Below are 23,311 nucleotides of genomic sequence, written 5' to 3'. Positions count from 1 at the left end.
CTATCAGTGCGAAGTTGGTTGCGCGAGCCGCGGGTGCGCCAGTGCGGTCAGCTGTGAAAGTTCGACGCCGGCAAGCGCCTTGACCTCGTCGGTCCCCACTGCGCCGCACTGGACGCCGCGGAGGACGAAGCCGGCCAGGGCGCGGGCGGTGGCGGGCTCATCCATGACGCCGCCTTCGGTGCGCTCCACGTAGTTGCGGAGGCGCAGGGCCGCGGCAGGGAGGCCTTCGCGGTAGAAAGCGTACGACGCCGAGAAGCGGCTGGGCAGTTGGGCGGCGTGCAGATCCCAACCCTGGTAGTAGCCGTTTTCCAGGGAGCGACGAACCAAGCGGCCGTGCAGCTTCCATGCGTCTTCCACGGCATCGCCCACGGGGATGATGTTGGTGGAACCGTCGGAGAGGCGGATGCCCGTTCCAGCGACGGCGAGTTGCATGACTTCCTTGGCGAAGTCGGCCACCGGGTGCTCCATGGACTGGTATTCCGCGGAGATTCCCAGTGAAGCGCTGTAGTCGTAGGTCCCGTAGTGCAGGGCGCTGATGCGGCCCGGAACAACGTGGGGGAGCTGCGCCACAGGGGAGGTTCCGTCAGCACCGATGATGAGCTGCGGTGTTTCCACCTGCACCTCAAAGCGGAGCCGGCCAGCGGGAAGCCCGTGGACTTCTTCAAGGCGGGACACCGCGAAGTCCATCGCCTGGACCTGTGCCACCGTGGTGACCTTGGGCAGGGTGAGGATCAAACCGGAAGGTAGTTCGCCTGCCTCAGCCAATGTGGAGACGAACAGGTCCAGCGTCTTCAGCCCGCGGGCCCTGGTGGGCGCTTCGAAGCACTTGAAGCGGATGCCGATGAACGGCGGAGCTGTTCCGGCCGCAACCGCGGCGGCAACAGCCTTGGCGGCAGCAACGGCGTCGGCGTCTTCTGCCTCATCGCCGCGGTCTCCGTAGCCGTCTTCAAAGTCCAAACGGAGGTCCTCGATGGGCTCGGCAGCGAGCTTTGCGGCGACGCGCTCCGCAACAGCGGCAGCCAGATGGGGCTCCTGGCCCAAAAGCTGACCCAGCTTTTCCAGACCGCCGTGAGCTTCCGCCGTCGCCAGTGCCTGTGTGCCCCAATCAGCCACAAAGGTGGGCGTGAAGCGGTCGGCCGGGATGTAGACGGTGTGGATGGGCTGGCGTGAGCCGTCGTCGCCCGGGTAGTTGCGGTCAAGCAACTGGTCCGTCGCCTCGAGCTGGGACTCGATGTGGGCCAGATCGGATGCAGAGAATGAGCCCATCTCAGCCCACCAGCTCGTACGCGGGAGTGGTGAGGAAGTCCGTGTAATCGTCGGACAAACAGATGTCCTCGATCAGCTTGGATGCCGGCTCGTAGTACTTTGTGAAGTTCTCGTCGCCGAACTCGATGCGCAGGCGCTCGGTCTCTTCGCCCAGGATGCGGGTGACGAGTTCGCGGGTCACAGTGTTGCCCGTGTCTGCGAGGACGGACTTGTTGCGGATCTGCTGCCACACCTGTGAGCGGGAGATTTCCGCTGTCGCTGCATCTTCCATGAGGTTGTGGATGGCAACTGCGCCGCTGCCGGAGATCCAGACGCCCGTGTAGGCGACGGCGACGTACAGGTTCAGCCGAAGGCCGGCCTCCGTCACGGTACCGCCGGCAGAGGCGACGTCGATGAGCTGCTCGGCCGTGACGTTCACCTCGGGGCGTTGCTTATCGAGCTGGTTGGGACGGTCACCGAGCACGGAGTCAAAGACTTCGCGGCAGGTGGGGACCAAGTCCGGGTGGGCAACCCAGGAGCCGTCGAAGCCGTCGTTTGCTTCGCGGGTCTTGTCGGCACGGACCTTGTCGAAGGCGGCGGCGGTGACGTCCGGCTGCTTGCGGTTGGGGATGACGGCGGCCATGCCACCCATGGCGAAGGCGCCGCGCTTGTGGCAGGTCTTGACCAGCAGTTCGGTGTAGGCGCGCATGAACGGTGCCGTCATGGCAACAGTGGCGCGGTCCGGGAGGACGAACTCTTCACCGGCATCACGGAAGTACTTGATGATGCTGAAGAGGTAGTCCCAGCGCCCGGCGTTCAGGCCCGAGGCGTGGTCGCGGAGTTCGTAGAGGATCTCGTCCATTTCGAAAGCTGCAGGGATGGTTTCGATGAGCACGGTGGCGCGGACGCTGCCTTGGGGGATGCCCAGGAAGTCCTGTGCGAAAACGAAGACGTCGTTCCAGAGGCGGGCTTCCAGATGGCTCTCCATCTTGGGCAGGTAGTAGTACGGGCCCTGGCCGTTGAGGAGAAGCTGCTTGGCGATGTGGAAGAAGTGCAGGCCGAAGTCCACCAGCGCACCCACGGCGGGTTCGCCGTCGACCAGCAGGTGGTTCTCCTCCATGTGCCAGCCGCGCGGGCGGGCCACAACAACGGCCAGGGGAGCGTCGGTGCGGAGGCGGTATTCCTTGCCTTCGGGCGAGGTGTAGCTCAGGGTTCCCTGGGCGGCGTCGCGGAGGTTGAGGATGGCGTCGATGACGTTGGGCCACGTGGGCGTGCTGGCGTCTTCGAGGTCCGCGAGCCACACCTTGGCGCCGGAGTTCAGGGCGTTGATGGCCATCTTGGCCGGGGTTGCCGGGCCGGTCATCTCGACGCGGCGGTCCTGCAAAGCTGCCGGTGCCTCGGCGACCTTCCAGTCGCCGTCGCGAATTTCCTGGGTCTCCGGGAGGAAGTCCAGCCGGCTGGTGTCGGCAACCTTCTGACGCTTGACCTGCCGGGCCTCAAGGAGCTCGTTGCGGGTACCGGCGAAGCGCTTGTGCAGTTCCTCGATGAAGGCCAGTGCCTTGGGGGTAAGGATTTCCTCGGCGCGATCGATCGGCCGGGGATCGGTGACTGTGATAGCCATGTGAGCGGATTCCTTTTTCTAGAGTGCGCTGGCGGCGTTGGCGTGCGCAGCGTTGGCTACGGCGGTGGCCACATCGGCGGCAACATGGGGATCGAAGACGCTGGGGATAATGTAACTCGCGTTGAGCTCATCGTCAGCTACCCGGTTGGCAATTGCCTCGGCAGCGGCCACCAGCATGTTCGGCGTGATGTCCGAGGCCCCAGCGTCCAACAGGCCCCGGAAGAAGCCGGGGAAGGCCAGCACGTTGTTGATCTGGTTCGGGAAGTCGCTGCGGCCGGTAGCAACCACGGCTGCGTGCTTGGACGCGACAACGGGGTCGATTTCCGGCGTCGGGTTGGCCATGGCGAACACAATCGCGTCCTCGGCCATCGAAGCGACCTGCTCTTCGCCGATCACGTGCGGGGCGCTGACGCCGATGAAGACGTCCGCTCCCTTGAGGGCGTCGTGCAGGGTTCCGGAGAAGCCTTCTTGGTTGGTGTTCGCGGCGATCCAGCTGCGGTGCTCGTCGTTGTATTCCTCGCCGGAGTGGATGGCGCCGGAGCGGCCAGCGGCGATGATGTGCTGCGCGCCCTGGGCCTTGAGGAGCTGGATGATGGCCGAGCCGGCAGCGCCGACGCCCGAAACCACGATCTTGACCTCGGACAGCTTCTTGTCTACAACACGGAGGGCGTTGACCAAGGCGGCGAGGGTGACGATCGCGGTGCCGTGCTGGTCATCGTGGAACACCGGGATGTCGAGTTCTTCGCGGAGGCGGTTCTCGATTTCGAAGCAGCGCGGTGCGGCGATGTCTTCGAGGTTGATGCCACCGTAGACGGGGGCCATGGCCTTGGCGATCATGATGATTTCTTCGGTGTCCTGGGTGTCCAGGCAGACGGGCCAGGCGTCAACGTTGGCGAACTGCTTGAAGAGCGCTGCCTTGCCTTCCATCACGGGAAGGGCAGCGGCGGGGCCGATGTTGCCCAGGCCCAAGACGGCCGAACCGTCGGTGAGGACGGCGATGGTGTTGCGCTTGACCGTCAAGTTGCGGGCTGCGGCCGGGTCCTCAGCAATGGCCATGCAGACGCGGGCGACGCCGGGAGTGTAGGCACGCGAGAGGTCGTCACGGTTGCGCAGGGCTACTTTGGGGACGACTTCGAGCTTGCCACCGAGGTGCATGAGGAAGGTACGGTCCGAGACGTGCTGGACGGTGACGCCGTCGAGGGCGTTCAGGGCATCCTTCACGCGGCCTGCGTGGTCGTCGTCCGTGGTGTTGCAGGTGACGTCAACAACGATCGTCTCGTGGTGGGATTCCGTGACGTCCAGTGCGGTGATCGCTGCACCGGCTGCGCCGACGGCTGCTGCCAGTTCACTGGTAGCTGTGAAGCTCGACGGTGCGGCGACGCGCAGGGTGATCGAGTTTCCGGGGCTCGGATTCGCCATTGAAATTCCTCCTGTAAGGCCCGTTCCCGGGCCGCCGTTCCAAACTGAATGTTTTCGTATTATGGATATTATTATCTACAAAGTGGAAACACAACCCCCTGCTTGGTCATGTTTGGCGTCATCGCGCAGGTGCGGGTTGTGCTGTATGTTGGGTGTTCTAAGCAATTCTTTTCACGATGCGGATAAGAGTTGTCGGAATCTGAGTCATTGGAGACAAGGGAATGGCTGAAAAAGCCTCCGGAGGCGTGCAGTCCGTTGAGCGCGTCTTTGAACTGCTGGAACTGATCACGGACGCAGGCGGCGACGTCACCCTGAGCGAACTTTCGTCGTCCACGGACCTCCCCCTGCCCACCATCCACCGCCTGCTCCGCACGTTGGTGTCCCTCGGCTACATCCGTCAGCTGCCCAACCGCCGCTACGCTTTGGGCCCTCGGCTCATCCGCCTGGGTGAAGGTGCCAGCAAGCAGCTCGGAGCCGTGGCCCGGCCGCAGCTGAAGACTCTGGTGGAGCGCCTCGGCGAGACCTCCAACATGGCCGTCCTCGACTCGGACATGGTCATCTACGTGGCCCAGGTCCCGTCCATGCACTCCATGCGCATGTTCACCGAGGTTGGGCGCCGCGCCCACACGCACGACACCGGAGTCGGAAAAGCCATCCTCGCCCAGCTGGATGACGAAGTTGTCCGCGGCATCGTGGCCCGCACCGGCATGCCCACTCCCACGGCCAAGAGCATCGGCGACATCGACTCCCTCTTGGCAGATCTCAAGCTCATCCGCGAACGCGGCTACTCCATTGACGAGGAAGAGCAGGAGCTCGGCGTCCGCTGCTTCGCCATGGCCGTGCCCAACGCGCCAACGCCCACCGCGATCTCCGTGTCCGGACCGATCACCCGCGTTGACCAGAGCTTCGCTGACCGCGCCGTGCCCATGCTGCGCGAGGCTGCCATGGCGATCTCCGCGGAGCTCAATCAAAACTAGCTTTCCCACTTCGTCGAGTTGGCATTTGATGGCAATGTTCTTCGCGAACATTGCCATCTTTTGTTATGTCGGCGAGGGTTTTGAGCGGGTGGCCTTCTTGAGCATGGAGTTCACCACGATCGGGTGAACGGGCCGCACGACGCCGAAGTACAGTCTCCCGCGCCACCCTTTAAGTTCGACGGCGGTAGTCACCCTGATCAGTCGGCTCACAGGATCAACCCCGACGGCGGCCGCGAAGTTCAGGTGCTTGTCCCGGACAAAGATCAGGGCTTCTTCGCCCGACTGGTCGGTCACCTTGAACGTGTCCTGAGGCGCCCTGGGAATTCCGATCAAGGGCACAAGCGCCTGACGCAAGCCCATTGCCCCGGCGACCCAACGGGGCATGGACTCCAAGGAGAACAACCGCTCCGCCCATTCCGTGGGGTCCGTGCCGGCGCCGTTCGGGAGAGTGGCCAGGCAAACGTCCGCATAGTCCGGCCTCGGGATCTCGCGGAAGGCCAGCGAGTGGAAGCAGGGCGCGTGGTTGGTCATGGGCTTCTCGGTCATGGCCTGATCCTACGGTGAGTGCCGGCGTCGTACATGCCCCGAGGGGCGACCCTCCCCCCGCGAGGCGACAAAAGGCGGCAGTGTCCCCCAAGGAAAACACTGCCGCCTGCTGTCATCCGCGCGTGCGGAAGCTAGTGCTCTGACGCGCTGGATGCCTTGAGTGGGACTTCCTTGCCGTCGGCGTCGATCAGCTTGCCGTTCTCGAAGCGGTCGCCCTCGCTGAGGCACTTGATGTCCTCTTCGCTGACGATCCGGTCAGTGCCCGCCACGAACACCGACTGGTTGTCCGAGTTGCCGGCCTTGAAGTGGTTGAAGAGGATGTTCAGCAGGATGGCCATGACGGCTGCCGAGCTGATACCGGAGTGGAAGATCGTGGAGAACCAGGACGGGAACTCGTCGTAGAAGGAAGGTGCCGCGATGGGGATCATGCCGAAGCCGATCGAGGCCGCCACGATGATCAGGTTCATGTTGTTCTTGTACTCCACCTTGGCCAGGGTGCGGATACCGCTGGCTGCCACCGTACCGAAAAGCACGACGCCGGCGCCGCCCAGGACGGGCGTCGGAACCGCCGCGACAACACGGCCCAGGATCGGCAGGAGGCCCAGGACCACCAGGATGAGGCCGCCGGCGCTGACAACGAAGCGGCTCTTGATGCCCGTGATGGCAACGAGTCCAACATTCTGTGCGAAGGCACTCTGGGTGAAAGAGTTGAACAACGGGGAGATGGCGCTGGAGAGCATGTCGGCGCGGAGGCCGTCGCCGATGCGGCGGGAGTCAACCTTGGTGTCCACGATCTCGCCCACTGCGATGATGTCGGCCGAGGTTTCGGTCAAGGTCACCAGGATGACAATGAGCATGGAGATGATGGCAGCGATTTCAAAGGTGGGAGCGCCGAAAGCGAAGGGCGTGGGGAAAGCGACGATGTCACCCTGGCCCACCTTGGAGAAGTCAGCCATGCCGGCGATGAAAGCGATGATGGTACCGATGACCATGGCCAGCAGGATGGAGAGTCGGGAAATGGCGGCGTTGCCAACCTTGCTGAGGAGAAGGACCACGCCCATGGTGGCTGCTGCGAGACCGATGTTGGCCATGCTGCCGTAGTTGTCAGCCTTGGCGTTGCCGCCCATGGCCCAGTTGGCCGCCACCGGCATCAGCGTGAGGCCGATGGTGGTGATCACCGTGCCGGTGACCACAGGCGGGAAGAACTTGATGATCTTGGAGAACAGGGGAGTGATCGCCAGGCCAATCAGCGAGGCCACGATCACGGAGCCGAACACCGCCTGGATCCCGCCGCCACCTTGGACGATTGCCACCATGGTGGAGACACCGGCGAAGGAAACACCCTGAACCAGCGGCAACTGCGAGCCGAACCACGGGATGCCCACCGTCTGAAGGATGGTGGCCAGGCCGCCCACGAACAAACAAGCGGCGATGAGGAGGCCGATGTCCTGCGAGGACATGCCTGCAGCGGCACCGATGATCAGCGGGGGCGCAATGATTCCGCCGTACATGGTGAGGACGTGCTGGAAGCCGTAGGCGAAGGTGCTTCCGATGGAGAGTCGCTTGTCCTCGGGCCGTTCCGGCTTGTTCGTCTGCGAAGCGGTGGTATTCGCAGAGCGGGATTTCTTCTTGATGTTCATGGCAGACTTTCTGGGTTCATGGCAGACGTCTTCGTCTGGCTAACTGTGTCTGGCTAACAAATCTTTGGGTTGTTTTTGGGGTTGGGTTTGTGTGCAGGTCCGGCCTTGACGGGGCGCCGTTGGGGGGACCTGCACACAAACCCTTGAGATGGTGCGGGTTTAGTCCGGCTTAGTCCGCGTTTGGTGCGGGTTTAGCAGAAGCCGGCGATGCCGCTCCATGCCACCGGTGCAGCCTCGATGTTCTCGCGCTGGACGGTTGCTTCGATGAGGCCGTACGGGCGATCCGCGGCGAAGAAGACCTCGTTGGGGTTGTCCAGGCCGAACGGGCTCAGGTCAACCAGGAAGTGGTGCTTGTTGGGCATGGAGAACTTGATCTCGTCCACTTCGCTGTGAGCTTCCAGGACCTTCTTGCCCATGTCGAACAGCGTCTGCTGCAGTGCGTGGGAGTAGTTCTCGGTGAAGCCTTCAAGCAGGAGTGCCTTGATGTCCTCGTAGCTCTTGTTGAAGTCCGTGCCGGCGAAGTCCAGGTTGGTGTTGTAGCGCCAGCGGGCGGATACGTCGGTGGCCAGGATGCGGTCGGTGGTCTCCGGCAGGGTTGTGTACTTGTCGCGCGGGTAGCCGACAAAACCGGACTGCGTGGTCTTCAGGACGGTCAGGTCCTTGAGGCCGCTGATGAGGTGTGTGGTTGCGCCATCACGGACGACGACGGCGGTACGCACCTCTTGTCCGTTGCGGACGAAGCTGTGGTCGTGTCCCTCGCCGTGGGCCTGGATGCGATCCCAGCTGTAGGCTTCGGCTTCCCAGCGGCCGCCGGTGACCCAGTCGAATCCGCCGGTGAAGTGGTCTGCGAGGCGAAGCAGGAAGGACTCGGGTGAGCCGATGCCTTCACGGGCAAAGGCGTAGACCGTGTTCTTCTGAGTGTCGGTGGCAACGACGTGTCCGTTGTCGCCTTCGAGGTGGGCCGCCTGGAAGTCGCCGCGCAGCTGCGAGGTGACGTTCAAGTCTTCGATGTGGTGGCGGTCAGTATCCCGGGTGACCTTGACGACGCGGACTTCTGCTTTGCCGTACTGGTTTTCGCCGAGGACGATGTTGTTGCTCATGGTCATATCCCAACTTCTGTGAGGTGGAACCTAGGTTCCATCAATGAAATTAAGCGCGTGTTTCCACTGCGTTTCTGGTGGAGCCGACCCAACAAAAAAGAGCCGACATCCATTGATGCCAGCTCATTACGACCCTGCCTGCTGCTCTCAGGTTACGTGACGTACGCCACGAACTCATTCGAGAGTAGCGCACTAATTCGACTTGTGTATACGGGTTCCGGCGGATCGTTATGAACCATCCAAATGTGACCGGGGCAACTCAGTTTGGTTCCTCGGGGGTCTTGACGCTTGCTTTGACGCCTGCCTACACTTTCCACATAACAATAAAAGTTTTCCGAAGAGCGGAAACTGCTTGCATGAGAAAGAGGAGGAACAGATGGACTCGAAGGATACGAACAACGTCGTGGAATTCCCGGCGCCGGGTCAGGAGCTGTACCTGCCTTTCGGTGCGACAGATCCGGACTTCTACATTCCGGCCGACTGTGACCGCAAAGCCGGCGGGTTCTCCCGCTGGCTGCGCGCACTCCCGGTGTTCGGCCGGCAGCGCCCCTAGGATCTTTCCGTCCTCAGCGGCCCCCCTTTCCTCGCAAGCTCGGACAGGGAACTCTGCCGCTGCGGGAATTTTCAGGAGCGCGGACTCTGCGCAACAGAGCCAAAGAGGCGGGCGATACCTGGGGAGGTATTGCCCGCCTTTCCGTTGCCCTTGCGCCCCTTCCTCTCCGCCGCCGTTTCGTGGGTTCCCTGCTCACTATGCCGTGCCCACGGCACTGTTGGCAGTAAACCCCCGAATCCGGCGCTAGCTTGTTCCCCGCAAAACTCTCAGCACGCTGGTCTTGAACTCCTGTTCCTTGAACAGTTGCTGCCACTTGATGCGAATGAACCTCCAGCCAAGCTCGGTCAAGGCCTTTTCGCGCAGCCGCTCCTGGTAGATCACCTCGTCAGTAGGGGCGTAGTCGAAGTACTTCACCCTCCCATCGAACTCCAAGGCAACCTTCCTTTTCTTCCACGCAAAGTCCAGCCGATGGCGACCTTCCGGTGACGCGACCTCCACCTGCGATTCGGGAAGTTCGATCCCCAACCGCTGGAGCAACTCCCGGGTGAGGGTTTCCCCGGGGGACTCTGACCTGGCATCCGCATTCTCCAGGACCCGGCGAAGAGTGAGCACTCCGTTGCGGCCGGCCATCAACGTGCACATTTGCTGAAGCTTCACAGGATCTGCGCCCTTTCTGAGAGCATGGTCCATCAGGACCAAGGCTTGTTTGTAGCTCAGCATCCGGCAGCAATCCACCACGGTTTGTTCCACGGTGGTGCAAGGCATGCCCCTCACAAAAACAACGTCGCCAGTCACCGCCAGCGAACGTGTGTGCGGAACAACATCCCCGCCGTGTGACGTGGATGAGGTGGTTGTCTCCGTGGTGATGTGGATTTTGTCATCCACGTTCCATAGGAAGAGGCCATGGAGGCGCGCGGCCGAGGTGTGGCTGTAGACCAAGCTTCCGGCCGACGTCGTAAGTGTCCCGTGTGCGTGCGCGGCAATGAGTTGCAGACTGCGGATCCATGGCTTTTGGGCTGTCCAGGTGCTGCCTCGGATATAGCAACCGCGCCGTAGGCGCACCAGCTCGCCGGAACGGACAAGCATGGCAATTCTTCGATGGTGGATCCCCGCTTCATACAGCTCGTTGGTTCGCCACAAATCCATTCCCGGGGGCAGTTGGTCATGAGTGCTGTTGGTCATGGGTCAAGACTGGAACGAGCGGGAAAGCCGGCACAGGGGCGGGTTTGTCTATGTGGAGAACCCGTTCAGATGGTTCCCTGCTCAGGATGCCGTGAGCACGGCATCCTGAGCAGGGAACCATCTAAACCAGCGGCATGGCGGATGTGGGCTTCCCGTATGCTGAGTCGACGACCACCTACGGGCATTTGGTCGTCGCGGCCCTGACCGGACACGGGCCGCAACATCTCGCTCGAACGGCACCGGCTACAGGCGGCGCACGGCAGAGATCGAGAATCCGACGCGCATCGCCGCGCCGTGCCGGGCAATGTCCCGGCTGAAACCCTGCCAAGGCAGGTGGCGAAAGAGCCGGCTGGGGAGACGGCACCGAGGCAGCTCAATGTGGCTGCCCTGCAAAAGGAAATACAAGTCATGAAACTCAAGGTCTCAATATTCGTGGCGGTGATGGCGTTGGCTCTTTCCGGGTGCACAACGCCTCAGCCGCAGCCCACGCCGTCGGTAACTACCTCGGCACCTATACCGTCCAGTAGCACTACCCCGACCCCGACGGTGACGGTCACCCCGACGGCGACGGTCACCCCGACGGCGACGGCGACGGTTACCCCGACCCCGACGGCGACCGTCACGCCGACCCCGACGGCGACGGTCACCCCGACGGCGACGGTCACCCCGACGGCGACTGTCACCCCGACCCCGACGGCGACGGTCACTCCGACGGCGACGGTCACCCCGACCCCGACGGTGACCCCGACGGCGACCGTCACGCCGACCCCGACGGCGACCGTCACGCCGACCCCAACCCCGACCTCGGGCACCCTCTCCAACCTGGCTCGGATTCCCTGGGATGGTGGACCAGGGTACTGGACCAAGTTCCCGGGTGCGGCCAGGCTGAACAACCCCAACCTGTTCCCCGTGAGCGTCTTTTTCGGGAAACCGGAGCACGCCGCCCGGTTGAAGGACCTTGGCGTAAATGTGTATCAGGAGGCAGAGCACGATGGCTCCACGATGACGTCCATCACTGACACCGGAATGCTCGTCATCGCCGGTCAGGAGTGGACACGTTCCGAGGTGGGCGCCAACGACGGCGTTGTCGCCTGGGCGACCTTTGACGAGTGCGACATGGGCTTGGGTTGTTCCGGGAGCAATACCCAGGAGAACTTGCAGCAGATGACCAATCTTGTGGAGAAGATACGCGCGTATGGTGACGGCCGGCCCATCAACGCCAATTACAGCAAAGGCATCTTGGGGACGTGGTGGGCCAGCGGGACCATGGACGATTTCTTGGCGGCCGTGGATTTCGCTTCCGTCGATAACTATGCCTATACCAGCCCGCCTGTGGGAGATGCTTTCAGAGCTTCCCCTGCGTGGCCCGAAGGTGCCAACCCGGCGGTCAGTGCAGCGTATGGCTGGCAGGTTGACCGGATGCGGTCCTTCCAGGCAACCCCTGGCGAGAAACCGAATTGGCTGTTCGTGGAATCGGCTCGGCCGTACCTGGGTGAGTCGAACGCCAGGACCATAACCCCGGAGCAGATGGAGGGTGCCATGTGGTCCGGCATCATCCACGAAGCGCGCGGTATCAGCATCTTCCAACACAACAATGATCCGGCGTACGGTAACTATTCTTTGGTGGACATTCCTGATGAGCGCAGGGCGAAGATCAAGGCCGCGCTGGCAGGGATCCAAGCGTTGGCTCCTGTCCTCAACACACAAAGCTATGAGTGGAACGCGGGAGCTGCGGGCACTGACACCATGCTCAAGGCCAAGGACGGCAGCGCGTACCTTTTCGCAGGCATCGGGCTAAACGGTGCTCCGGGCTCAAAGACGTTCACGCTTCCCGCCGGGATCACCGGTAACCAGGTGGAAGTGGTGGGCGAAGGCCGGACTATCCAGGTAACGGAAGGCAAGTTCACTGATTCGTTCGCGAACGAGTACACGCATCATATTTACAAGATCACGATCTAGCTGAGCCGAGCAATTCGATGGTTCCCTGCAAAAAGTGCCGGGCGATCGGCATCCTGAGCAGGGAACCATCGAATCGGGCGAGGCCTCAGGACACCAGGGCTACCCCGCCACCAGCTTCCGCGCCGCGGCCGAGTGCTCAGCGATGAGCCCGGCCACGTCCAGTCCGGGGATCGCGCCGTCCACCACGCGCCAGGAACCGCCCACCATCACACGGTCGGCGCGGTCCGCTCCGCAGAGCAGCAACGCAGCGACGGGATCGTGGCTGCCGGAGAATCGCAGCTCATCGGGCTTGAACAGCGCAAGGTCGGCCTGCATCCCCGGGGCTAACTGGCCAATGTCGGAGCGCCCCAATACGGCAGCGGATCCACGAGTAGCCCAACCAAGAGCCCGCTCCACGGGAACGGAGGCGCCGTAGCGGAGCCGCTGCAGATACAGGGCTTGCCGAGCTTCGAGGATCATGTTGGAAGCATCGTTCGACGCCGACCCATCCACCCCCAGCCCCACAGGAACACCTGCGGCCTCCAGTTCCAAGACGCGCGCGGTCCCGGAGGCGAGGCGCATGTTGGAGGTGGGGCAATGCGCGACGGCGGTGCCCGCGGCTCCCAGCCTGGCGATCTCGTCGTCATTGAAGTGGATGCCGTGTCCAAGCCAGGTGCGGGAGCCCAACCAGCCCACGGATTCCAGGTAGTCCACGGTCCGCAGCCCGAACATGGAGCGGCAGAAGTCTTCCTCGTCGATGGTCTCGGCAAGGTGGGTGTGGAGCCGGACATCGAATCGTTCGGCCATGGCTGCGCTCTCGGCCATGATTTCCTTGGTCACCGAGAACGGGGAGCACGGGGCAAGGGCGATCTGCACGACAGCCCCGTCACCCGTTTCGTGGTACTGGCGAATCAGCCTTTCGCTGTCCGCAAGGATCGCCTCGGGTGACTGGACCGTGGTCCTGGGCGGCAGCCCGCCGTCGTCCTCTCCCAAGGTCATGGACCCGCGGGTCAGTGTGGCTCGCATCCCCATGGCCCGGACGGCGGCCACTTCAATGTCGATGGCGTCTTCCATGCCGTCGGGGAAGAGGTAGTGGTGGTCGGCGGCGGTGGTGCAGCCCGAAAGCAGCAGCTCGGCCAGCGCGACCTGCACGGCGAGCTCAAGGCTCCGTGGGGTGAGTCGTGCCCAGACGGGGTAGAGGTTCTGCAGCCACGGGAACAGCGGTGCGTTGGCCACCGGACCCCAGGCGCGGGTGAGGGTTTGGTAGAAGTGGTGGTGCGTGTTGATGAGCCCGGGAAGGACAACATGCCCGGACGCGTCAAAAACGGTTGCGGGGGAAGACGGCTGCCCGCCCGAAGGCACCAGTTCAATGATGGTGCCGGAGTCGGAAACCACCAAGCCGCCGCCGGCGTCGAGGTCGTTCGCGGTGAAGATACCCAGCGGGTTCTTGATCCAAAGGGGGGTCATTGCAGGTTCCTTGTCTGGTCGGCGTGTACGCGTTCCAGCTCAGTTAGGCCCTGTCTGCTGATCCAGGTTTCCGGCCCCGCCAGAGAGCGGTCCGGTCCCCTCAGCGTAAAATGCACGACGGCGGCCGTCAACGCCTGCGGGCGGGCTGCGGTCACATTCGGGCACCAGGACCGCTGAGTAAGTAATTTCGCATGACGAAATTAAATTTTCAAAAAACTATGGCGCGGCTCACAAACATGGTGCTACGCTCTAACTGCCAAAGGCGGGCACCCGGACCTCGGGAAGCTATCTACCAGGCGCAACTTAACCTTCATCGCACATGCTGAAGCCTGGTAACCAAGCTAACTGGAGCTCCTCTCTGTAGCGCCCCCAAACAGGTCACCTGGCTTCCTCAGCACTAAGGAAGTCGCAACATGAGTACAACCGTCACGGCCGAGCAATTCCTGGCCACATCCATTGAGCTGGCAACAGCCAATGTCCTCAACAGTGGAGGCCCCTTCGGCGCCGTCATTGTCACCGCGGACGGACGAGCCTTCGAAGGCGTCAACCGCGTCACCGCCACGAACGATCCCACCGCCCACGCAGAAGTCACGGCCATCCGTAATGCCTGCCGCGAACTGGGAACTTTCGATCTCAGCGGAGCAACCCTCTACACCAGCTGCGAGCCATGCCCCATGTGCCTGGCCTCTGCACTCTGGGCACGCGTTGACCGCGTGTTTTTTGCCGCAGACCGTCACGACGCCGCATCCGTCGGCTTCGACGACGCCGTCTTCTACGAGTACTTCGAGAACGACAACCGGGACGCGCTGATGCCGGTAGCCAAGCTGGAACTGGGCGACCCCCAGGCTCCGGAGGCCCTCCAGCCGTTCAACACATGGAACACGCTTGATTCCAGGATTGATTACTAGGGCCCGGTGGCTGACATGGAAAGCCTGGATACCGCAGAAATGCAAGAAGCAGCTGAAAAGCAGGCTGCGCTCTTCCCCAACGGTGGCAAGAGCGCAGAGCCCACAGCGGCAAAGCACACGGCAACCGGCCTGGCAGATGGCAACAAGAAGCCCCCGGTGTCGAACTCCTTCCTGGATAAGTTTTTCCAGATCTCCAAGCGTGGCTCCACGTTGGCCCGCGAATTCCGCGGCGGCTTGGTCACGTTCTTCACCATGGCGTACATCGTCATCCTCAACCCGCTCATCCTGGGCGGCTTCTCGGCAGAAAACGCCCCTACGGACGTTGCCGGCGGCTGGCTCTCGGCTGCACAGGTTGGCGCCGTCACCGGCCTGACTGCCGGCGTCATGACCATCATTTTCGGTCTGGTGGCCAACCTGCCCTTCGGCCTTGCAGCCGGTCTGGGCATCAACTCCTTCCTTGCCGTCGCGGTCATTCAGGAAGTCACATGGCCGGAAGCCATGGGCCTGGTGGTCATCAACGGCATCCTGATTGTCCTCTTCGGTGCTACCGGAGCCCGGACGGCGATCTTCAAGGCAGTCCCCAAGGAGCTCAAGGCCGCCATCACTGTTGGCATCGGCCTGTTCATTGCCTTCATCGGCTTCGTTGACTCCGGCTTTGTCCGCGCCACCACGGGCGGTCCGCCGGTTCAGCTCGGAGACAACGGCTCCATTACCTCCATCCCCACCCTTGTCTTCATTGTTGGACTGCTGACCATGGGCATCCTCGTGGCACGCAAGATCCAGGGCGGCCTGCTGATCGGCATCGTCGCTACCACCGTCCTCGCCGCAGTTGTCGAGGCTGTGTTCCACATTGGCCCAGGCAGTGCCGACAACCCCGGCGGCTGGCACCTCAACGTCCCCATCTTGTCGAGCCAGCTGGTTTCGGTCCCGGATTTGAGCTTGGTGGGTCAGTTCGATCTCTTCGGCTCATTCGCCAGGATCGGCGGTTTGGCTGCCACCATGTTGGTCTTCACCTTGGTGTTCACCAACTTCTTCGACGCCATGGGGACCATGACCGGTCTGGCCAAGAGCGCAGGCGTGGCTCACAAGGACGGCACGTTCCCCAAGCTGAAGTCGGCCTTCATCGTTGAAGGCATGGGCGCAGTGGTGGGTGGCGCAACGTCCGGTTCGTCCAACACCGTGTATATCGATTCGGCGGCGGGCATCGGCGAAGGCGCACGGACCGGCTTGGCTTCGGTGGTTACCGGCTTGCTGTTCCTGGGTTCCATGTTCTTCACCCCGCTCACCTCGGTGGTGCCGCTGGAAGTAGCTGCTGCAGCACTTGTAGTGGTTGGCGCGATGATGATGGCGCAGATCCGCGAGATCAAGTTCACCAAGTTCTCCATAGCACTCCCGGCGTTCCTGACTATCGTGACCATGCCGCTGACGTACTCCATCGCCAACGGCATCGGTGTCGGATTCATCTCCTTCGCCGTCATCAGCGCGGCGTCGGGCAAGGCCAAGAAGGTCCACCCGCTCATGTGGGTGGTCACGGCGGGCTTCATCATCTACTTCGCCCGGGGCCCCATCAATGCCCTGATGGGCGTCTAGCCCACACCTGCCCGGTAACCGGGCGCACCCCGCACCGGCGGGCACAATTCCGGTACTCCGATCGACGGTCCGTCGGTACCCACCGCACGAATAGGCGTCCGTCGTCGTCGTCCCTCTCAACAGGCACGACGGCGGGCGGCGGCCCTGATGATTCAGGGAAGGGCGCCGACGCTCCGTCAGGGAACGGGGGCAGGGAGATGAAGCCCTTGCCCCCGTTCCTATGAACTCTTACTGATTGAACTTTTACTGATTACCCGCGACTCCCCCTCAACATCCTCTGGAAATGAGAATATGAGGCAAGATCGCGCACTGCTCCGGCCGGGCCTCCTGGCTGGGACACCTGGAATAAGGATGTGTTGCCATGCTGGATCTGATGCCTTCGCTGGGCAGCTGGCGGCCTGCGGTCTCTGGCCAACTGTGTGCTGTGGCCACGATCGTGGGGACTGGCGGCTCCGTGCCGCGGCCCATGGGGACCTCCATGATGGTTTCCGAAAAAGGCGAAATCCTGGGCAGCTTGTCCGGCGGTTGCGTGGAAGGTGCCGTCGTTGAGGCGGCCCTGGAAGCAATGCGCGACGGCGGCCCTCGCCTTGAGTCTTTTGGCTACAGTTCCGAGGACGCGTTCGCCGTCGGACTCACTTGTGGAGGAGAGCTGGAAGTCCACATCCAGCCGCTCATGGCTGGATCGCCCGAACTTTCCGTGTTTGCTGAAGCGAAGCGCCCTGCGGCCCTGATCCGTCGGCTCGATGCCGGCGGCGGAGTCATGGTGGTCAATGATCCTGCGAGGTTCCGTGCCATGGAATCGGAGGAACTGGCCAAGCTGGTGGGGGACCACCCCGCCACGCTCTTCGCCGCCGCGGCCCAAGTAGAGCCGCTGCTCCAAGGTGGCCGAGCCGGTTTGGTCCGCCTCGCCGCACCCGAGGGTTGCATCGACGGCTGGGTCACCACCGAGAGATTGGCTTTGCCTCCACGCGAAGAAGTGCAGCCGGAACCGATCACTCTGTTTGTGGAAAGCCGTTTGCCCGCTGCGCGGATGTTGGTCTTCGGTGCCAACGACTTCGGTGCAGCCCTGCTACCCGCCGGGCAACTCCTTGGATACAACGTCACCCTGTGCGATGCCCGCCCCGCCTTCGCGACGCAAAGCCGCTTCTCAGGAGCAGACCAAGTGGTTACCGATTGGCCGCACCGCTACCTGGAATCCGAAGCCGCTGCAGGACGCATCGACGCCCGCACCGTGGTGTGCATCCTGACCCACGACCCCAAGTTCGACATCCCCCTGCTCGAAAGCGCCCTTCGATTGAACCTGGCGTACGTCGGCGCGATGGGTTCGCGTCGCAGCCACCGCCAACGGGTGGACGCCTTGCTTGAGGCAGGCACACCGCCGGAAGCCTTGGAACGCCTCCATTCACCCATCGGATTGAACCTCGGCGCCGTGACTCCCGCGGAAGTAGCGGTGTCCATCACGGCCGAAATCATCGCCGAGCGCGGAGCCGGCACAAAAGGCACTACACCCGGTTTCCCTTCCCTGAAGGACAGCACCGGCCCGATTCACCCGGCACCTCAACACCTCACTCAGGAGGACTCATGGACATGAACACCATCGAGGCCGTGGTCCCCACCACGGACCCGGCACAATGGCGCGACGGCGATGCCTGGCTCGCCGGAGGAACGGTCCTCTTCTCCTACGGCAGCACCGTCCTCAAACGGCTCCTTGACCTGGGCCAAGCCGACTGGCCCGCCATCACTGTCACTGACCAAGGCCTCGAACTGGCCGCCACCTGCACGGTCGCCGAGCTCTATTCCCTTCCGCTGGCCGCAGAAACAGCCAACCGTGAATGGCCGGGCCTGGCACTGATCCGCCCGTGCTGCGACTCGTTCGTGGCCTCGTTCAAGATCTGGAACATGTCCACGGTGGGCGGCAACATTTGCACGGGCCTGCCGGCAGGGCCCATGACATCGCTTTGCGCCGGACTCGACGCCGTGGCCACCATCCTCAGACCGGACGGCAGCAGCCGGGACGTCCCGGTGGCTGACGTCGTGACCGGGGATATGCAGACCGTCCTCGCGCCGGGGGAGTTGCTGCGCAGCATCCATCTGCCCGCAAGCGCGCTCTCAGCCCGGGTCGCTTTCCGGCGCTTGTCGCTGAGCAACCTTGGCCGCTCGGGCGTACTGCTGATAGGCCGGCTCGACCCCGACGGCGGCCTGGTCATCACCGTGACCGCGTCCACCAAAAGGCCGGTACAGCTGCGGTTCCCCGCCGGGCAGGTTCCCGAGGCCGGGACGCTGGCTGACGCCGTCGGCGATTCCATTCCGTGGCCGCTGTACCACGACGACATCCACGGGCTGCCTGCCTGGCGGCGGGACATGACCTTCAAGTTGGCCGAGGAAATCCGGGCCGAACTGCTGGGCGAATCAATGACTGTGTCCGGCGATTTTTGGCCGCCGCACGCCACCTCGCCCCAGCCGTCAACCCAGCCAGCCGCAACAACCATCAAGCAGAAGGAGGCCCGGAATGGCAATTGAGATCAATGGCGCTGCCTCGCAGGCCACACCCCGCCCCGGACAATGCCTCCGTACCTTCCTCCGGGAGGAAGGCAACTTCGGCGTCAAGAAAGGCTGCGACGGCGGCGACTGTGGTGCTTGCACCGTGCACGTTGACGGCACGCCCGTCCACAGCTGCATCTACCCTGCAGTCCGCGCGGAGGGCAAAGCGGTCACCACCATCGAGGGCCTCGCCTCCGCTGATGGGCTGCACCCTGTGCAGGAGCAGTTCCTGGAGAGCCAAGGCTTCCAGTGCGGTTTCTGCACCGCCGGCATGATGATGACCGCGGCAACGTTCGATGACGAGCAGCGCGCCAACCTGCCCCGCAACCTCAAGGGCAACCTGTGCCGCTGCACCGGCTACCGCTCCATCGCCGACGCGGTCTGTGGTCACGGAGACGACCACAAGCACGACGCCGGTGCGGACGTTTCGGGGGCGCAGGCACCAGCCTCTGTGGAAGCGACCCCCGGCCAGCTCGGCGACAACGTCCCCGCACCCGCCGGCCAGGCCATCGTCACCGGAACCGCCCGCTACACCCTTGATGTTCCGGCGGAGCAACTCCCGGGCCTGCTGCATATGAAGCTGCTGCGTTCGCCGCACCCGCATGCCCGGATCGTGTCCATCGACAAGGCGCCAGCTTTGGCAGTTCCCGGCGTCGTGGCGGTCTTCACTCATGAAGATGCGCCGCAGCTGCTGTTCTCCACGGCCCAACACGAGAACTTCGCCGACGACCCCGACGACACCCGTGTCCTGGATAACGTGGTGCGGTTCATCGGGCAGCGGGTTGCCGCGGTGGTGGCCGAAACTGTGGGTGCTGCCGAGGCCGGTGCCCGTGCATTGGCCGTGCAGTACGAACTCCTGGAGCCGGTGTTCACTCCGCAGGAGGCCATCCTTCCCGGCGCACCGGCGATTCATGGGGAAAAGGACGGCGTCTTCTCCCGCATTTCCCGCCCGCATCACAACGTGGTGGCCGAGGTCCACGCGGAACTGGGCAGCGTGACCGACGGCTTCGCAGCTGCAGACTTTATCCATGAGCACACATACCAGACGCAGCGGGTCCAGCACGTAGCCATGGAAACCCACGCGTCCATTGCCTGGCTGGATGAGGACGGCCGTTTGATGATCCGTTCCTCCACGCAGGTCCCCTTCCTGGTGAAGCGGACGCTGAGCCGGGTGTTTAACCTGGCCCCGGAGACCATCCGCGTGGTGGCAGGGCGGGTCGGCGGCGGATTCGGCGGAAAGCAGGAAGTTCTCACTGAGGATCTTGTAGCCCTCGCGGCCTTGGCCCTTCGCAGGCCGGTGCAGTTGGAGTTCACCCGCACCGAGCAGTTTACGGCCACCACCACCCGGCACCCCTTCACCATTCACCTCAAGGCGGGTGCCAGCCGCGATGGGTACCTCACTGCCCTGCAGCTGAACGTCCTCACCAACACCGGCGCTTACGGAAACCATGCTCCCGGCGTGATGTTCCACGGCTGCGGCGAGTCCTTGGCCGTCTACAAGTGCGTGAACAAGAAGGTGGACGCGCACGCGGTTTACACCAACACCGTGCCCGCAGGTGCTTTCCGGGGCTATGGGTTGAGCCAGATGATCTTCGCGATCGAGTCCGCCATTGACGAACTTGCCATCGGCATCGGCATGGATCCGCTCGAGTTCCGGCTCAAGAACATGGTCCGGCCCGGCGATCACATGCTCTCCACAACACCCGAGCCCGAGGAAGACGTTCACTACGGCAGCTACGGCCTGGACCAGTGCGTGGCGTTGGTGCGGGACGCGTTGGACCGTGGCAAGGAACGCTACCGGGCTGCCGGGCTGGATGATCTCGGGCCGGACTGGGTGGTCGGGGAGGGCTCAGCCCTGTCCATGATCGACACCGTCCCGCCCCGGGGCCACTTCGCCCACACCCGGGTGAGCTTGGAAGCGGACGGAAGGTTCGCCGTCGACGTCGGTACTGCCGAGTTCGGGAACGGCACCACAACTGTCCATGCGCAGCTGGCTGCCACCGCGCTGGCGACGACGGCGTCCAAGGTGACCGTGCGTCAGTCAGATACCGACCTCGTGGAGCACGACACCGGTGCGTTCGGTTCAGCCGGCACGGTGGTGGCCGGGAAGGCGACGCTCGGGGCGGCGCTGGAACTCGCTACGCGGATCCAGACGGTTGCGGCGTCGTTGACGGGAGCCGCCCTGACGGATTGCCGTTTGGTGGACGGCGCGGTTCAGTGCGGTGATCGCACGGTGCAGCTGAAGGAAATCGTCGACGCCGCACGGTTGCAAGGCGTTCGGCTCGCCACGGACGGCAACTGGGGAGGAACGCCGCGGTCGGTCGCGTTCAACGTGCACGGCTTCAGGGTTGCTGTTAATACGGGAACCGGCGAGCTGCGGATTCTGCAAAGTGTCCAGGCCGCTGATGCCGGCGTTGTGGTGAATCCGCGGCAGTGCCGCGGCCAGATCGAGGGCGGCATTGCGCAGGCGCTCGGTGCGGTGCTGTACGAGGAAGTGAAAGTGGACGACGCCGGACGCGTCACCACGGACATCCTGCGGCAGTACCACATCCCGTCGTTCGCGGACGTGCCCAGGAGCGAGGTCTATTTCGCCACTACCAACGATTCCACCGGCCCGCTCGGTGCCAAGTCCATGAGCGAGAGCCCGTTCAACCCCGTGGCTCCTGCGCTGGCAAACGCGATTCGCAACGCCACCGGGATTCGCTTCGGTGAGCTACCCCTCGCGCGGGACAAGATCTATCTGGCGCTCCGCGACCGCACCCTGATTCCCAACTGACTCGCATTAGTGGTTGTTCCCAGCCCTGGGAACAACCACTAATGCCAGCTACTTGGGTGAAACGGCGAGTTCCATGAACACACTGTGCGGGTCCAAGGTGTAGTCACCAAACGGCGGGCATTCCGTGAATCCGTGCCGGGCGTACAGTCGGCGCGCGGGGGCGAAGTACTCCTCGGTGCCCGTTTCCAAGCTGAGCCGCTCGTAACCCAGCCGGGCAGCTTCGGCCACGATGTGCTCCAGCATCAGGGTGGCCACGCCGCGTCCGCGTGCGGTGGAGGTGGTACGCATCGACTTGATCTCCGCATGCCCCGGGGCCAGCGTCTTCAGCGCCCCGCATCCCAACAAGACCCCGTCCTCGCGGGCCGTCCAGAACGTGATCGACTCGTGCGACAACGCTGAGTGATCCAACGCATGGACGCTTTCTGCCGGGGAGGTCGCGAACATGTCGGCCAAGTGCTCGCTGAGGAGCCGGTGGACATCAGGGCGTGCGGGATCATCAGTTTCGATGCGGATCATGGACCCTAACTTACCCGCCGCTACCCGTCCAAAAGATGCAGTTGATCCTTCGTGTCCAGGTCTTCGCCGGAGCAGAGGTCGCTGCAGTCCACCAGGTCCACCAGCCCGGGATGGGCTTTGAGGAATGATCTCGCACCCGTGTCGCCATTGGCCGCTGCCGCGGCTTGCTCGCGTAGCCCGACGTCGAAAATCACCGGGTGCCGACGCTTCAGGTGGCCGGACTCATCGGGGTAGGCGGCTGCGGTGACCCTGCCGGGACGGTGGCTGCCCAGCAACCTGCTCACCGCCGTCGGGGTCAATCCGGGTTGGTCCACCAGCGCCACCATGATGCTGTTCCCTGGCGTGGCCGCTTCGATGCCGGCACGGAAGGACCCGGCCATGCCCTTGGCCCAGTTCTCATTCTCCACAACCAGGTGTGTGCCTAAATCGGTGCTTCGCCGGACATGGTCGGCTTCCGCGCCAAGTACCACCACCACCTCGCGGCAGCCGCCTTCGAAAAGCGTATCGGCGAGTACCTCCACCAAGGTCCGGCCTCGGAAGGGGAGCAGCGCTTTGGGGCCGCGGCCCAAGCGGGTGCCGGCACCCGCAGCGAGCAGCACGCCCGTGGTCGGGGCCATGCTGGAGTCAGTCATATCCTCACGATACGCGCGGGGTTCCATGCGGTCTCTAGCTCCTAGCTTGCTTTCTGTTACATCTACCTAAATCGGTTGCAGATTACCCGTGGGTAGGTCTTTTGGTGGCCGGAAATGGCCATTATTGTCGGTGGGGGAGCTATGCAGTCAGCTCGAATACGCAACGACGCGTGGAAGAACAGGGGAACATGGCGGGCAGTTTCGAGATTCTCAAGGCAGGAACCAACACATTCCGATTCCGGCTCACAGCCGAGGACGGCACGGTTGTGGCAGTGTCGCCACAATTTCCAAGTCTCAAAGCCGTTGTGGCCGGCATCAACGCCGTCCGCGAGAACGCGGCAACAGGCTTTGTGGTCGATCGGAGGAACCTGGGCACGTAAGCCTGGGTAAGCAACACCAACAAAACGACAATTGGCGGCAGTGTTCTTCACGAACACTGCCGCCAATTTGTGTTGATGCGGGTTGTTAGGCGTCGCCGCCTGCTCCGCCGGTGGTGCCGGCGTTTACGTCCAGCAGCTTGTAGCGGTCAATGGCGTACGACGGCGCGCCCTCCTCCACTTCGCCCCTCGCCGCCAGCAACTGCAGGGTTTTGGCGACGATGGAGTGGGTGTCGTTTTTGAAGTAGCGGCGTGCGGCTTGGCGGGTGTCGGAGAAGCCGAA

The 23,311-nt window shown here is 63.4% G+C and carries 21 protein-coding genes; 9 read left to right on the top strand and 12 right to left on the bottom strand.

Going from position 1 to position 23,311, the window contains the following annotated elements; all coding sequences use genetic code 11:
• Positions 1–3: 3 nt before the first annotated feature.
• From AC1RJY_RS07365 to AC1RJY_RS07355, 3 genes are read right to left on the bottom strand one after another with little or no spacing between them, the layout of a single operon-like run.
• A complete protein-coding gene (locus tag AC1RJY_RS07365; RefSeq protein ID WP_210065979.1) occupies positions 4–1,266 on the bottom strand; it encodes a DUF6986 family protein in 1,263 nt (420 codons plus the stop codon).
• Position 1,267: 1 nt separating this feature from the next.
• Positions 1,268–2,866 carry a malate synthase A gene (gene aceB, locus AC1RJY_RS07360; protein WP_014922717.1) on the bottom strand — a complete coding sequence of 533 codons (1,599 nt, stop codon included), beginning with the start codon at positions 2,864–2,866 and terminating at the stop codon, positions 1,268–1,270.
• A gap of 18 nt (positions 2,867–2,884) precedes the next feature.
• Positions 2,885–4,285 carry an NAD-dependent malic enzyme gene (locus AC1RJY_RS07355; protein ID WP_011776027.1) on the bottom strand — a complete coding sequence of 467 codons (1,401 nt, stop codon included), beginning with the start codon at positions 4,283–4,285 and terminating at the stop codon, positions 2,885–2,887.
• 221 nt (positions 4,286–4,506) lie between these two features.
• On the opposite strand from AC1RJY_RS07355, the gene AC1RJY_RS07350 reads away from it, so the two are divergent.
• Complete coding sequence (locus AC1RJY_RS07350) at positions 4,507–5,262, top strand: IclR family transcriptional regulator (RefSeq protein WP_011776026.1); 756 nt, start codon at positions 4,507–4,509, stop codon at positions 5,260–5,262.
• A 63-nt stretch (positions 5,263–5,325) separates the two neighbouring features.
• Here the strand turns inward: AC1RJY_RS07350 and AC1RJY_RS07345 are convergent, their stop codons facing one another.
• From AC1RJY_RS07345 to pucL, 3 genes are all read right to left on the bottom strand, one after another.
• Entirely contained in the window at positions 5,326–5,808 is a 483-nt protein-coding gene (locus AC1RJY_RS07345) for a DUF2867 domain-containing protein (RefSeq protein WP_498601993.1), read from the bottom strand.
• A gap of 131 nt (positions 5,809–5,939) precedes the next feature.
• Positions 5,940–7,448 (bottom strand): nucleobase:cation symporter-2 family protein, encoded by a 1,509-nt coding sequence (locus tag AC1RJY_RS07340; protein WP_011776024.1) that lies wholly within the window; start codon positions 7,446–7,448, stop codon positions 5,940–5,942.
• Between the two features lie 191 nt (positions 7,449–7,639).
• The gene (gene pucL, locus AC1RJY_RS07335) at positions 7,640–8,554 is read right to left on the bottom strand and encodes a factor-independent urate hydroxylase (protein WP_011776023.1); all 915 of its coding nucleotides are present in this window, start codon (positions 8,552–8,554) and stop codon (positions 7,640–7,642) included.
• Between the two features lie 370 nt (positions 8,555–8,924).
• Here pucL and AC1RJY_RS07330 point away from each other — a divergent pair, with 370 nt between their 5' ends.
• Positions 8,925–9,101, top strand: a complete 177-nt coding sequence (locus tag AC1RJY_RS07330) for a hypothetical protein (protein WP_014922716.1) — start codon at positions 8,925–8,927, stop codon at positions 9,099–9,101.
• Between the two features lie 243 nt (positions 9,102–9,344).
• Here the strand turns inward: AC1RJY_RS07330 and AC1RJY_RS07325 are convergent, their stop codons facing one another.
• Both AC1RJY_RS07325 and AC1RJY_RS07320 read right to left on the bottom strand, forming a co-directional pair.
• Entirely contained in the window at positions 9,345–10,283 is a 939-nt protein-coding gene (locus AC1RJY_RS07325) for a type IV toxin-antitoxin system AbiEi family antitoxin domain-containing protein (protein WP_210065983.1), read from the bottom strand.
• A gap of 473 nt (positions 10,284–10,756) precedes the next feature.
• Positions 10,757–11,068, bottom strand: a complete 312-nt coding sequence (locus AC1RJY_RS07320) for a hypothetical protein (RefSeq protein ID WP_498601992.1) — start codon at positions 11,066–11,068, stop codon at positions 10,757–10,759.
• A gap of 124 nt (positions 11,069–11,192) precedes the next feature.
• Here AC1RJY_RS07320 and AC1RJY_RS07315 point away from each other — a divergent pair, with 124 nt between their 5' ends.
• Positions 11,193–12,242: a hypothetical protein gene (locus AC1RJY_RS07315; protein ID WP_498601991.1), complete on the top strand. Its 1,050-nt coding sequence runs from the start codon at positions 11,193–11,195 to the stop codon at positions 12,240–12,242.
• Positions 12,243–12,341: 99 nt separating this feature from the next.
• Here AC1RJY_RS07315 and AC1RJY_RS07310 read toward each other — a convergent pair whose 3' ends face one another.
• On the bottom strand, positions 12,342–13,688 hold the full coding sequence (locus AC1RJY_RS07310; RefSeq protein WP_498601990.1) for an 8-oxoguanine deaminase: 1,347 nt from the start codon (positions 13,686–13,688) through the stop codon (positions 12,342–12,344).
• Between the two features lie 413 nt (positions 13,689–14,101).
• Between AC1RJY_RS07310 and AC1RJY_RS07305 the strand changes: the two genes are divergently transcribed.
• From AC1RJY_RS07305 to AC1RJY_RS07285, 5 genes are all read left to right on the top strand, one after another.
• Positions 14,102–14,596 carry a nucleoside deaminase gene (locus AC1RJY_RS07305; protein WP_011776019.1) on the top strand — a complete coding sequence of 165 codons (495 nt, stop codon included), beginning with the start codon at positions 14,102–14,104 and terminating at the stop codon, positions 14,594–14,596.
• Positions 14,597–14,602: 6 nt separating this feature from the next.
• The gene (locus AC1RJY_RS07300; RefSeq protein ID WP_011776018.1) at positions 14,603–16,186 is read left to right on the top strand and encodes an NCS2 family permease; all 1,584 of its coding nucleotides are present in this window, start codon (positions 14,603–14,605) and stop codon (positions 16,184–16,186) included.
• 361 nt (positions 16,187–16,547) lie between these two features.
• Positions 16,548–17,777 (top strand): XdhC family protein, encoded by a 1,230-nt coding sequence (locus AC1RJY_RS07295; protein WP_498601989.1) that lies wholly within the window; start codon positions 16,548–16,550, stop codon positions 17,775–17,777.
• Positions 17,768–18,706, top strand: coding sequence for an FAD binding domain-containing protein (locus AC1RJY_RS07290; protein ID WP_498601988.1), 939 nt, complete (start codon positions 17,768–17,770; stop codon positions 18,704–18,706). Before AC1RJY_RS07295 ends, AC1RJY_RS07290 begins: the two co-directional genes overlap by 10 nt.
• On the top strand, positions 18,696–21,503 hold the full coding sequence (locus AC1RJY_RS07285) for a molybdopterin-dependent oxidoreductase (RefSeq protein ID WP_014922710.1): 2,808 nt from the start codon (positions 18,696–18,698) through the stop codon (positions 21,501–21,503). Before AC1RJY_RS07290 ends, AC1RJY_RS07285 begins: the two co-directional genes overlap by 11 nt.
• Before the next feature lie 48 nt (positions 21,504–21,551).
• On the opposite strand, the gene AC1RJY_RS07280 is transcribed toward AC1RJY_RS07285, so the two are convergent.
• Together AC1RJY_RS07280 and nboR are read right to left on the bottom strand one after the other, a co-directional pair.
• Positions 21,552–22,019, bottom strand: coding sequence for a GNAT family N-acetyltransferase (locus tag AC1RJY_RS07280; RefSeq protein ID WP_011776014.1), 468 nt, complete (start codon positions 22,017–22,019; stop codon positions 21,552–21,554).
• Between the two features lie 20 nt (positions 22,020–22,039).
• Entirely contained in the window at positions 22,040–22,678 is a 639-nt protein-coding gene (nboR, locus tag AC1RJY_RS07275; protein ID WP_498601987.1) for a nicotine blue oxidoreductase, read from the bottom strand.
• Positions 22,679–22,839: 161 nt separating this feature from the next.
• On the opposite strand from nboR, the gene AC1RJY_RS07270 reads away from it, so the two are divergent.
• The gene (locus AC1RJY_RS07270) at positions 22,840–23,031 is read left to right on the top strand and encodes a YegP family protein (protein WP_081589157.1); all 192 of its coding nucleotides are present in this window, start codon (positions 22,840–22,842) and stop codon (positions 23,029–23,031) included.
• Positions 23,032–23,116: 85 nt separating this feature from the next.
• Here AC1RJY_RS07270 and AC1RJY_RS07265 read toward each other — a convergent pair.
• Positions 23,117–23,311, bottom strand: a 195-nt coding sequence (locus tag AC1RJY_RS07265) for a hypothetical protein (protein WP_146116699.1), incomplete at its 5' end; no start/stop codon positions are given.

The organism is Arthrobacter sp. GW822-FHT05G07, assembly GCF_058799755.1.
The sequence above is the reverse complement of the archived record's forward strand: the minus strand, read 5'-3'. Positions and strand labels throughout refer to the sequence as shown.

Coding starts and splice junctions, on each gene's coding strand:
- AC1RJY_RS07365 (WP_210065979.1), bottom strand. CDS start 1,266: ATGGGCTCATTCTCTGCATCCGATCTGGCCCACATCGAGTCCCAGCTC.
- aceB (WP_014922717.1), bottom strand. CDS start 2,866: ATGGCTATCACAGTCACCGATCCCCGGCCGATCGATCGCGCCGAGGAA.
- AC1RJY_RS07355 (WP_011776027.1), bottom strand. CDS start 4,285: ATGGCGAATCCGAGCCCCGGAAACTCGATCACCCTGCGCGTCGCCGCA.
- AC1RJY_RS07350 (WP_011776026.1), top strand. CDS start 4,507: ATGGCTGAAAAAGCCTCCGGAGGCGTGCAGTCCGTTGAGCGCGTCTTT.
- AC1RJY_RS07345 (WP_498601993.1), bottom strand. CDS start 5,808: ATGACCGAGAAGCCCATGACCAACCACGCGCCCTGCTTCCACTCGCTG.
- AC1RJY_RS07340 (WP_011776024.1), bottom strand. CDS start 7,448: ATGAACATCAAGAAGAAATCCCGCTCTGCGAATACCACCGCTTCGCAG.
- pucL (WP_011776023.1), bottom strand. CDS start 8,554: ATGACCATGAGCAACAACATCGTCCTCGGCGAAAACCAGTACGGCAAA.
- AC1RJY_RS07330 (WP_014922716.1), top strand. CDS start 8,925: ATGGACTCGAAGGATACGAACAACGTCGTGGAATTCCCGGCGCCGGGT.
- AC1RJY_RS07325 (WP_210065983.1), bottom strand. CDS start 10,283: ATGACCAACAGCACTCATGACCAACTGCCCCCGGGAATGGATTTGTGG.
- AC1RJY_RS07310 (WP_498601990.1), bottom strand. CDS start 13,688: ATGACCCCCCTTTGGATCAAGAACCCGCTGGGTATCTTCACCGCGAAC.
- AC1RJY_RS07305 (WP_011776019.1), top strand. CDS start 14,102: ATGAGTACAACCGTCACGGCCGAGCAATTCCTGGCCACATCCATTGAG.
- AC1RJY_RS07295 (WP_498601989.1), top strand. CDS start 16,548: ATGCTGGATCTGATGCCTTCGCTGGGCAGCTGGCGGCCTGCGGTCTCT.
- AC1RJY_RS07290 (WP_498601988.1), top strand. CDS start 17,768: ATGGACATGAACACCATCGAGGCCGTGGTCCCCACCACGGACCCGGCA.
- AC1RJY_RS07285 (WP_014922710.1), top strand. CDS start 18,696: ATGGCAATTGAGATCAATGGCGCTGCCTCGCAGGCCACACCCCGCCCC.
- AC1RJY_RS07280 (WP_011776014.1), bottom strand. CDS start 22,019: ATGATCCGCATCGAAACTGATGATCCCGCACGCCCTGATGTCCACCGG.
- nboR (WP_498601987.1), bottom strand. CDS start 22,678: ATGGAACCCCGCGCGTATCGTGAGGATATGACTGACTCCAGCATGGCC.
- AC1RJY_RS07270 (WP_081589157.1), top strand. CDS start 22,840: ATGGCGGGCAGTTTCGAGATTCTCAAGGCAGGAACCAACACATTCCGA.